This window comes from Luteibacter sp. P4_E6, assembly GCF_056401535.1.
Genome location: NZ_JBFUJE010000779.1, coordinates 1 through 1,401 on the forward strand (window position 1 = coordinate 1; position 1,401 = coordinate 1,401).

At 66.2% G+C, this 1,401-nt stretch carries 4 protein-coding genes; all 4 read right to left on the reverse strand.

The annotated features are described in order from the left end of the window. The coding region (locus AC1DT2_RS23420) for a PAS domain-containing protein (protein WP_477299074.1) at positions 1 to 386 on the reverse strand (386 nt) is incomplete at its 3' end. Then, complete coding sequence (locus tag AC1DT2_RS23425; RefSeq protein ID WP_063572426.1) at positions 386 to 685, reverse strand: circadian clock KaiB family protein; 300 nt, start codon at positions 683 to 685, stop codon at positions 386 to 388. The genes AC1DT2_RS23425 and AC1DT2_RS23420, both read right to left, overlap by 1 nt. Beyond that, entirely contained in the window at positions 682 to 1,002 is a 321-nt protein-coding gene (locus tag AC1DT2_RS23430; protein ID WP_063572427.1) for a circadian clock KaiB family protein, read from the reverse strand. Before AC1DT2_RS23430 ends, AC1DT2_RS23425 begins: the two co-directional genes overlap by 4 nt. Continuing rightward, on the reverse strand, positions 999 to 1,401 hold a 403-nt coding region (locus AC1DT2_RS23435; protein WP_477299076.1), incomplete at its 5' end, for a hypothetical protein. The genes AC1DT2_RS23430 and AC1DT2_RS23435, both read right to left, overlap by 4 nt.

Here is a 1,401-nt window from a genome sequence, read left to right on the forward strand (position 1 = left end):
TCCGCCGCCCTGCCCGCTTCCGCACCCGGGGACAGCATCTCGGCCATCAACGCGGCATCGGCACGCTCCAGATACGGCACGACGGAGCGGCCGATCATCGACTCGCGCGTCGAGCCCAGCAAGGAAGCGAAGCGTTGGTTGCAGTAAAGGACCACCCCGTCCCCCGTCAGGGTGACGGCGCCTTCCTGCATGTGTTCAACGAGCACGCGATAGGGCCGGTCGGCACTCTCGAGCGTGTAGATGCGCTGCCCCTCGGGATGGTGGACGACCACCGCGTCCACTTCACCCCGACGGATGGCATCCAGCGTTTCTTCCGCCTCGCGCAGCCGTTCCTCGAGCCGTTCACGGCTGGGCAGTTCGTCTTCAAGGTAATCGTCGCGCACCATCAGCCTCGTTCGGGTGGCCGTGGCGCAAGGTCGAGCCCGGCCAGGACTTTGAGCTCATCGGAGAGGTCCCCGATGATGCGACGCAAAGGCTCGGGCAACACCTTGACCAGCGTCGGCGTGGCAACGATCTGCAGGTCCCTCGTTGTCTCCGGGCGCTCGTACACATCGATAACCTCGAGCTCGTACCGGCCGTCGAGATTCTCTTCGCAGATTTTGCGCAGGTTTTCGATGGCACGCGTGGAACGGGGCGTGGAGCCGGTGATGAACAGTCGGAGCTGGTAGTGCGGCAACGAGGTCATGTCGCGGACGACCGCGGGATCATGTCCAGGCCCACGAGGACGCGCTCCGCATTGGACAGGTCGCCGATGACGCGACGCAGCGGCGGCGGCAGGCGCCGGATGAGTGTGGGGACCGCCACGATCTGGTCGCCCGCAGCCAGCTGCGGCGTCACCTGTAGGTCGACCACTTCGATGGTGTAACGCCCGGCCAGATGCTCTTCGCAAAGCCGCTTCAGGTTGGCGATGGCCGCCAGCGACTTGGGCGTCTGGCCGGCGACGTACAGGCGCAGGTGAACCTGGCCATCGTCGTCGAGGGGTACGTCGTGTGCGGCGCTCACAAGTCACCTCGCAGCGTCGACATCAGGGATCGGTCGGCATGGCGGTTGGTCGCGTCCACCTCGTCCTGCTCGCCCATCCGGGTCACCTCGGCCTCTTCGCTCTCCAGCTCGGCCTGCAGTTCGGCGATCTGCCGCTCAACCGCAACACGACGACGCTCCAGCACCCTCCGGCGGGCCGTGACCCTGTCCTGCCTGGCCTGTTCGGCCTCCCGTTCGCGCGCTTCCTGGGCGACCCGTGCGGTGCCGGTGAGCACACCATCGGGTCCGACGTAAACGGGCACCATCTCGATGCCGTGATCCGTCAGGCGGTATTCCCGCAGCTGCTTGGAATGGCTCATGCCGCGTGCCTTCAGCAACGAAAGGACGCGATTGCGTTCGCCGTTGGCCTCGAGATCGGTC